We start from the raw sequence: 6,967 nt of genomic DNA on the forward strand, positions 1-6,967 counted from the left end.
CAGCCGGGCCGAGCGGTCGGCCGCGCTGCGCGCCCGGATCATCGAGGCGGCCAAGCCGGAATTCGCCGCCAAGGGTTATGACGGCGCCTCGGTCCGCGCCGTCGCCGCCGCCGCCGGCATCGAGCAGGGCCACCTCGGCTATCATTTCAAGACCAAGCGCGCCCTGTGGGAGGCGACGGTCGACACGGTCTTCGCCGATTTCCCCGAGACGGTCGGCGGTGCGGTGCCCCGCACCTATGAAGACGCCCGTCTGGTGATGCGGGCCATGCTGCAGAGCTACGCCGGCTATTGCCTGTCAATGCCGGAACACGCCCGCTTCGTCTTCAACGAGGCGGCGGCCGGGGGCGAACGGCTGGAATGGCTGGTCGAGCGGCATATCAGAAGGCGCGTCGCCGTGCTGGAGCCGGTGTTCAGGGCGGCGCGCGACCGGGGCGCCGTGGCGGCGACATCGTTCGAGGCCTTCGTCGTCTCGTTCCTTGCCGCCTTCGGCCTCGCCTATGCCCTGCGGGCCTTCCACGGGGCGATCTTCAGCCCGGCGGGGACGGACCCCGAAGCCGTTCCGCCCCTGCCGATCGAGGATATGATCGCCCTTTTCGTCAAATAGGGCGCGGCCGCGTCACGCGGCCGCGAGACCTCCCGCCGTCTCCTCACGCGGCCGAAAGGCCGCCGGCGGTCTCGATGAAAGCGGCGATTTCGGCGACGCCATCGCCCTTGGACGCCCGGGCAAAGACGAAGGGCTTGTCGCCCCGCATCTTCTTCGCATCCCGGTCCATCACGCCAAGATCGGCGCCGACGAGCGGCGCCAGATCCGTCTTGTTGATGACGAGAAGATCGGAGCGGGTGATGCCCGGGCCGCCCTTGCGCGGGATCTTGTCGCCGGCCGAGACGTCGATGACATAGATCGTCAGGTCGGCGAGTTCGGGCGAGAAGGTCGCGGCGAGATTATCGCCCCCGGATTCGATCAGCACGAGATCGAGATCGGGAAAGCGGCGGCGCATTTCGGCGATGGCGGCGAGATTGATCGAGGCATCCTCGCGGATCGCCGTGTGCGGGCAACCGCCGGTCTCGACCCCCAGGATACGCTCGGGCTCGAGGCTGCCGGCCCGGGTCAGGAACTCGGCGTCTTCCTTCGTATAGATGTCGTTGGTGATCGCCGCGATGTCGTAACGCGCGCGGAAATACTGGCACAGCTTGTCCATCAGCGCCGTCTTGCCCGAGCCGACCGGCCCGCCGACACCGACGCGAAGCGGACCATGGGGATTACGCAGGGTCGTCATCAGTTACATCCAGTCGCAGTTGGGCGCCGGTCGCGCGGCGCATGAAGGCATCGAACAGGGGAACGGTGAAGGCCGTATCGCCGTGGGATGGACTGTAGAGCATTCCCTTCTCGATCAGCGAATTGCGCAAGGGGGCCACGGCATTGACCGGCCGGCCGAGCGCCTCGGCGATATCGCCCGAGCGATGCGGCCCCGGCCCCAGGCTTGCCATCGCCTGCATGTAGGCTTTTTCCTTCGGGGTCAGCCGGTCGAAGCGGACGCGGAAGAAGCTGGCATCCAGCTCGGCCAGGGCCTGGATCGTCGCCTGCCGCGCGTCCTGCGCCGTGATCACCGAATCTTCCGCCAGATCCCAGCAATGCTTGCCCCATTCCTGCAGGAAATAGGGGTAGCCGCGACTCTCGCGCAGCACCTGTTCGATCGCCCCGGCCTCGAAGCGGACATGCTCGCGCTCGGCCGGCAGCGTCAGGGCGTCGCGGGCGGCCTCGTCCGGCAGGCGGTCGATGGGGGCGAATTCGAACAGCCGCTCGGCATAGGATTTCGCCCGGCCCATGCGCCCGAGCAACTGGGGCAGGCCCGCGGCCATCAGGGTCACCGGCAGTTGATCCTGGGCCACGGCATGAAGCGCGGCGATCAGCGCGCCGAGTTGCGCCTCCTCGACATATTGCAACTCGTCGATGAACAGGACGACCGCCCCGCCCCGCTCCTTCGCCGCGCGGCCGACGGCCATGAGCAGATCGTTCAGATCGAGTTCGAGGTCGCCGGTATCGGCGAGGCCCGGCTCCGGTTCGGCTTCGATCGAAACTTCGATATCGTCGTATTTGACCTTCAGGGCGCGGGCAAAGCCGGACAGCGCCCGCCAGGCCCGCAAGGCCGCCGATTTCGCCGCCTGCCCCCGGTCGAGGCGCAGCAGCATGGCCCGAAGACCGGGCACCAGAAGTCCGGGCAGGGACCGGCTTTCCGGCGCCTCCAGACGAACCGCGCTGAAGCCCCGCGCCTCGGCATCCAGGCGGATCCGGTTCAGCAGCACCGTCTTGCCGACGCCGCGCAGGCCATAAAGGATGAAACTGCGCGCGGCCCGCCCCGCGCGGATACGGTCGAGGGCGATAGCCGCCCGCAGGATCAGATCGTCCCGGCCCGCGAGTTCGGGCGGCGACGTCCCGGCGCCGGGGGCATAGGGGTTGATCCGCGGGTCCATCGATAGAGATCTTATCCAAGTTTATGAAAAAATCATAACTTCACATAACCTCCCGATGCAATGGCGTTTCAGGACCGGAACAGCCTCGTGTACTGGGTTTCGTGGCGCATGGCGCAGATGTCGGAGACCAGGGCGCAACCGCCCAGGGCCTCGAAAGGATCGGCGGCGGGATCGAGGGCGAGGGCCCGGGCGACCGCATCCTCCACCGCCGGCATCAGGGCGGCGATGGCCTTCTGACCGTCGGTCTGACCGAGCGGCACCAGCCGCTGCGCCGCCGAGACCAGATTGGCCGCGAATGCATGCAGATAGGCGGTCAGCGACGGGGCGAGCGGGATGGCTTCCGCCGCCGAAAGCGCGCCGACGACGACCGGATAGGCGACGCTGGCCGGCAGAAGGGCCAGCACCTCGTGGCCCCAGGCCGCTTCCGAGATCAGCCGGAACGCCGTCCCCTGCGCCAGGCTTTCGACCTGGCGTTCCTTCGCCGGAGCGTTGGCGGCGGCCAGTTCGGCGATCCTGTTCAGCGCCGCGGCGTCACCGCCGGCATGGTGGGCATAGGCGAAGAAGACGGCATCATTCCAGCCGCTGCCCTCGCGGAGCAGCAGGCCCAGCCAGTCGACCAGCGCCGCGCGGTCCCGCACCCAGCCCTGTTCCACCGCCCATTCGAGGCCGTGGGAATGGCTGAAGGCGCCGACCGGATAGGACGGCGACAGCCAGGCCAGCAGGCGGTAGAGCGCCCGCTCAGTGGTCATGCTTGCAGTCGGGACCGTGGACGTGCCCGTGACCGTGGTCATGATCGTGATGCGCATGGTCATGGCCGTGATCGTGGCCGCAACAGGCGCCGTGATCGTGATCATGGCCGTGGTGATCATGATCGTGATCATGATCGTGATGACCGCCGGCATAGGCCCCGCCTTCGGGATCGAAGGCGGCATCGACCTTGGCCACGGTGGCGCCGAGACCGACCAGCATGTCCTCGATCACATGATCGGGGCGGATGCGGATGCGGTCGGCCAGCAGCTGGGTCGGCAGGTGGCGGTTGCCGAGGTGCCAGGCGATGCGCACCAGCTCCGCCGGGCTCGTCGCTGTGATCTCGACCAGCCGCTCGGGCGCCGCCAGCACGCGGATCACGCCGCCGCCATCGAGGGAAAGTCCATCGCCGTCGTTCAGCGGCACGAGTTCGGCGAGATCGAGCAGGAATTGCTGGCGCCCGGCCGACAGCACCGCCCGGCGCCGCAACCGGGCCTCGGAATCCAGCACCACCTCGCCGACGACGGCATCATCGGCGAAGGAGCCCTTGGGCAGGACGGCGGAAGCGCGCTTCATGGGTCTCTGGTCCTTGAAAGAAATCTCTGTTCCGTTCTTACGACCGCCGAGGCGGCGCGTCATCCCTCAACATCGGGGCTTGCCCCCTCACACCATCCCTCTCCCCCGATGGGGGCGAGGCCCAGCCCGTGCCCGGTGGATGGTTTCGATCACACCGTCCGGATTTCCCAGCACCTCGTGGTTCCAGAAGCGCAGCACCCGCCAGCCCGCCACCTCCAGCACCGCGGTCCGGCGCAGGTCCCCGGCATTGCCCGCGTGCTGGCCGCCATCGATCTCGACAATCAGACGGTGCGCCGTGAACGCGAAATCGGCGACGAACCCGCCGATGGGATGCTGCCGCCGGACCCGGGCCGGCAAGCCCGCTTCCCGCAAACGCCGCCACAGCGCCGTCTCCGCCAGCGTCGAGTCCCGCCTCGACCGCCGGGCACGAAGGATGCGAGGATCCGTCATCAAGGCCCTTTCCGGTCCCCTCGCCCCGCCTGCGGGGAGAGGGATCGGGTGAGGGGTAAGGCCCAGGCCGTGAGGGGCACGCTCAGAACAGGAAGTAGCGCTGGGCCATGGGCAGGACCTTGGCCGGCGCGCAGGTCAGCAATTCGCCATCCGCCCGCACCTCGTAGGTTTCCGGGTCGACCTCGATCACCGGGCAGGCGTCGTTCAGCACCATGCTGGCCTTGGCCGCCTTCATCCGCGTGTTCTCGACCGCGGCGATGATGCGCTGCAGCCCGAGCTGGCGGCCGATGTCGAGATCGAGCGCCGCCCTGGAGACGAAGGTGATGCAGGAGGCCGCCATGGCCCGGCCGAAGCTGCCGAACATCGGCCGGTAATGCACCGGCTGCGGCGTCGGGATCGAGGCATTGGGATCTCCCATCAGCGCCTGGGTGATGGTGCCGCATTTCAGCACCATGTCGGGCTTCACGCCGAAGAAGGCGGGCGACCACAGCACGAGATCGGCGTATTTGCCGACCTCGACCGAGCCGACATGGGGGCTGATGCCATGGGCGATGGCAGGGTTGATCGTGTATTTGGCGACATAGCGGCGGGCACGGAAATTGTCGTTGCCCGGGCCGTCCCCGGCGAGGCCGCCGCGCTGGGTCTTCATCTTGTGGGCGGTCTGCCAGGTGCGCAGGATCACCTCGCCAAGGCGCCCCATGGCCTGACTGTCGGACGAGATGATCGAAAGCGCGCCGAGGTCGTGGAGGATATCCTCGGCCGCGATCGTCTCGCGCCGTATGCGGCTTTCGGCGAAGGCGACGTCCTCGGGAATGCTGGCGTCGAGGTGATGGCAGACCATGAGCATGTCGAGATGCTCGTCCAGCGTATTCACCGTGAAGGGCCGGGTCGGATTGGTCGACGACGGGATGACATGGGGCAGGCCCGCGACCTTGATGATGTCCGGGGCATGACCGCCGCCCGCGCCTTCGGTGTGGAAGGCGTGGATGGTGCGGCCCTTGAAGGCGCCGATGGTATCCTCGACGAAGCCCGATTCGTTCAGCGTGTCGGTGTGGATCATCACCTGCACGTCGTAGTCGTCGGCGACCGACAGGCAGCAGTCGATGGCGGCGGGCGTGGTGCCCCAGTCCTCGTGCAGTTTCAGGGCGGCGGCGCCGGCCTTCACCTGTTCGATCAGGGCGGCGGGATCGGAAGCGTTACCCTTGCCCGCGAACATCAGGTTGACCGGCAGGCCTTCCGCCGCCTGCAACATGCGGGCGATATGCCAGGGGCCGGGGGTGCAGGTCGTCGCGTTGGTGCCGGTGGCGGGGCCGGTGCCGCCGCCGATCAGGGTGGTGATGCCCGACGAGATCGCCTCTTCCACCTGCTGCGGACAGATGAAATGGATGTGGCAGTCGATGCCGCCGGCGGTCAGGATCTTGCCCTCGCCCGCGATCACTTCCGTGCCCGGGCCGACGATGATGGTGACGCCCGGCTGGGTATCCGGGTTGCCGGCCTTGCCGATGCCGGCGATGCGACCATCCCTGATCGCGACATCGGCCTTCACGATGCCCCAGTGATCGAGGATGACGACATTGGTGATCACCGTGTCCACGGCGCCCGCGGCGCGGGTGACCTGGGACTGGCCCTGGCCGTCGCGGATCACCTTGCCGCCGCCGAATTTCACTTCCTCGCCATAGGTCGTGTAATCCTTTTCGACCTCGATCAGGAGTTCCGTGTCGGCGAGGCGGATGCGGTCGCCGACGGTCGGCCCGAACATGTCGGCATAGGCGCCGCGGCTCATCTTCATCGGCATGTCACAGGTCTCCCATCACGAGGCCGCGGAAGCCGACGGCCCGACGGAGGCCGAGCAGGGGCACCAGCGTAACCTCCCGCGTCTGGCCCGGCTCGAAACGGACGGCGGTGCCGGCCGGAATGTCGAGGCGGTAACCATGGGCCGCCTTGCGGTCGAACTGCAGCCCCCCGTTGGTTTCGGCGAAATGATAATGGCTGCCGACCTGGATCGGCCGGTCGCCGACATTGGCGACGATGACCGTCACGGTCGGCGCGCCCGCGTTCAACTCGATCTCGCCGGCGGCGGGAATGACTTCACCCGGAATCATGGGCCTGCTCCTCAGCGGATCGGTTCGTGGACGGTGACGAGCTTGGTGCCGTCGGGGAAAGTCGCCTCGACCTGGACGTCGTGGATCATCTCGGCGATGCCCTCCATCACCTGATCGCGGGTGATGACCGTGGCGCCCGCCGCCATCAGGTCGGCGACCGAGCGGCCGTCGCGCGCGCCCTCGACGACGAAATCCGAAATGAGGGCGATCGCTTCCGGATAGTTCAGCTTCACGCCCCGCTCCAGCCGCTTGCGGGCAACGATCGCCGCCATGGCGATCAGCAGCTTGTCCTTCTCACGCGGTGAAAGATTCATCTTTTCTGTCCCTCAAGCGCCGGGCGGTCGCATCCGCGACCTTGGCTCGCTTCGCTAAAGCTGCGCGGGGCCTCAATGGCCCCTGAATGTCGTGGCCCGTCCCGGCTTTGCCGGGACATCGCCGGGTTAGATTTGCCAGACCCTTGGGATGGGTCTGGTGCCGCGTAAAGGAGCGAGGGCGGCCAGGACCATGCGGCGGAGGTCGGCGCCCGTCTGCCCCAGGCAGCGGATCAGGATCATATCGTCAAAGGCGCTGGCGCCCCAAAGGGTAAAGTTACCGAGGGCATTACGCACTTCATCCAGCCG

Annotated in this window: 10 protein-coding genes; 1 reads left to right on the top strand and 9 read right to left on the bottom strand. The window is 67.6% G+C overall.

Translation table 11 applies throughout. The features are described 5' to 3' along the window. The coding region (locus WAZ62_RS06145) for a TetR/AcrR family transcriptional regulator (RefSeq protein ID WP_422642632.1) at positions 1-604 on the top strand (604 nt) is incomplete at its 5' end. Between the two features lie 43 nt (positions 605-647). On the opposite strand, the gene ureG is transcribed toward WAZ62_RS06145, so the two are convergent. From ureG to WAZ62_RS06190, 9 genes are all read right to left on the bottom strand, one after another. Further along, positions 648-1,277, bottom strand: coding sequence for an urease accessory protein UreG (gene ureG, locus WAZ62_RS06150; protein ID WP_422642633.1), 630 nt, complete (start codon positions 1,275-1,277; stop codon positions 648-650). Next, positions 1,261-2,472: an AAA family ATPase gene (locus WAZ62_RS06155; RefSeq protein WP_422642634.1), complete on the bottom strand. Its 1,212-nt coding sequence runs from the start codon at positions 2,470-2,472 to the stop codon at positions 1,261-1,263. The genes ureG and WAZ62_RS06155 overlap by 17 nt, the downstream gene beginning before the upstream one ends. A 68-nt stretch (positions 2,473-2,540) precedes the next feature. Beyond that, positions 2,541-3,284 (bottom strand): urease accessory protein UreF, encoded by a 744-nt coding sequence (locus WAZ62_RS06160; RefSeq protein ID WP_422642635.1) that lies wholly within the window; start codon positions 3,282-3,284, stop codon positions 2,541-2,543. Next, on the bottom strand, positions 3,211-3,795 hold the full coding sequence (locus tag WAZ62_RS06165) for an urease accessory protein UreE (protein ID WP_422642636.1): 585 nt from the start codon (positions 3,793-3,795) through the stop codon (positions 3,211-3,213). The genes WAZ62_RS06160 and WAZ62_RS06165 overlap by 74 nt, the downstream gene beginning before the upstream one ends. An 87-nt stretch (positions 3,796-3,882) precedes the next feature. Next, positions 3,883-4,245 (bottom strand): endonuclease domain-containing protein, encoded by a 363-nt coding sequence (locus WAZ62_RS06170; RefSeq protein WP_422642637.1) that lies wholly within the window; start codon positions 4,243-4,245, stop codon positions 3,883-3,885. Between the two features lie 82 nt (positions 4,246-4,327). Continuing rightward, a complete protein-coding gene (ureC, locus tag WAZ62_RS06175) occupies positions 4,328-6,040 on the bottom strand; it encodes an urease subunit alpha (RefSeq protein WP_422642638.1) in 1,713 nt (570 codons plus the stop codon). A 1-nt stretch (position 6,041) separates the two neighbouring features. Further along, positions 6,042-6,347, bottom strand: coding sequence for an urease subunit beta (locus WAZ62_RS06180; RefSeq protein ID WP_422642639.1), 306 nt, complete (start codon positions 6,345-6,347; stop codon positions 6,042-6,044). An 11-nt stretch (positions 6,348-6,358) separates the two neighbouring features. Next, entirely contained in the window at positions 6,359-6,661 is a 303-nt protein-coding gene (locus tag WAZ62_RS06185) for an urease subunit gamma (protein ID WP_422642640.1), read from the bottom strand. A 126-nt stretch (positions 6,662-6,787) separates the two neighbouring features. Further along, on the bottom strand, positions 6,788-6,967 hold a 180-nt coding region (locus WAZ62_RS06190), incomplete at its 5' end, for a hypothetical protein (protein WP_422642641.1).

Source organism: Zavarzinia sp., from assembly GCF_049306435.1.
Lineage (GTDB): Bacteria > Pseudomonadota > Alphaproteobacteria > Zavarziniales > Zavarziniaceae > Zavarzinia.

Excerpts from the sequence above, each read along its gene's own strand:
- WAZ62_RS06160 (WP_422642635.1), bottom strand. The coding sequence starts at position 3,284 with ATGACCATGCGCATCACGATCATGACCACGGTCACGGGCACGTCCACG.
- WAZ62_RS06165 (WP_422642636.1), bottom strand. The coding sequence starts at position 3,795 with ATGAAGCGCGCTTCCGCCGTCCTGCCCAAGGGCTCCTTCGCCGATGAT.
- ureC (WP_422642638.1), bottom strand. The coding sequence starts at position 6,040 with ATGCCGATGAAGATGAGCCGCGGCGCCTATGCCGACATGTTCGGGCCG.
- WAZ62_RS06170 (WP_422642637.1), bottom strand. The coding sequence starts at position 4,245 with ATGACGGATCCTCGCATCCTTCGTGCCCGGCGGTCGAGGCGGGACTCG.
- WAZ62_RS06180 (WP_422642639.1), bottom strand. The coding sequence starts at position 6,347 with ATGATTCCGGGTGAAGTCATTCCCGCCGCCGGCGAGATCGAGTTGAAC.
- ureG (WP_422642633.1), bottom strand. The coding sequence starts at position 1,277 with ATGACGACCCTGCGTAATCCCCATGGTCCGCTTCGCGTCGGTGTCGGC.
- WAZ62_RS06155 (WP_422642634.1), bottom strand. The coding sequence starts at position 2,472 with ATGGACCCGCGGATCAACCCCTATGCCCCCGGCGCCGGGACGTCGCCG.
- WAZ62_RS06185 (WP_422642640.1), bottom strand. The coding sequence starts at position 6,661 with ATGAATCTTTCACCGCGTGAGAAGGACAAGCTGCTGATCGCCATGGCG.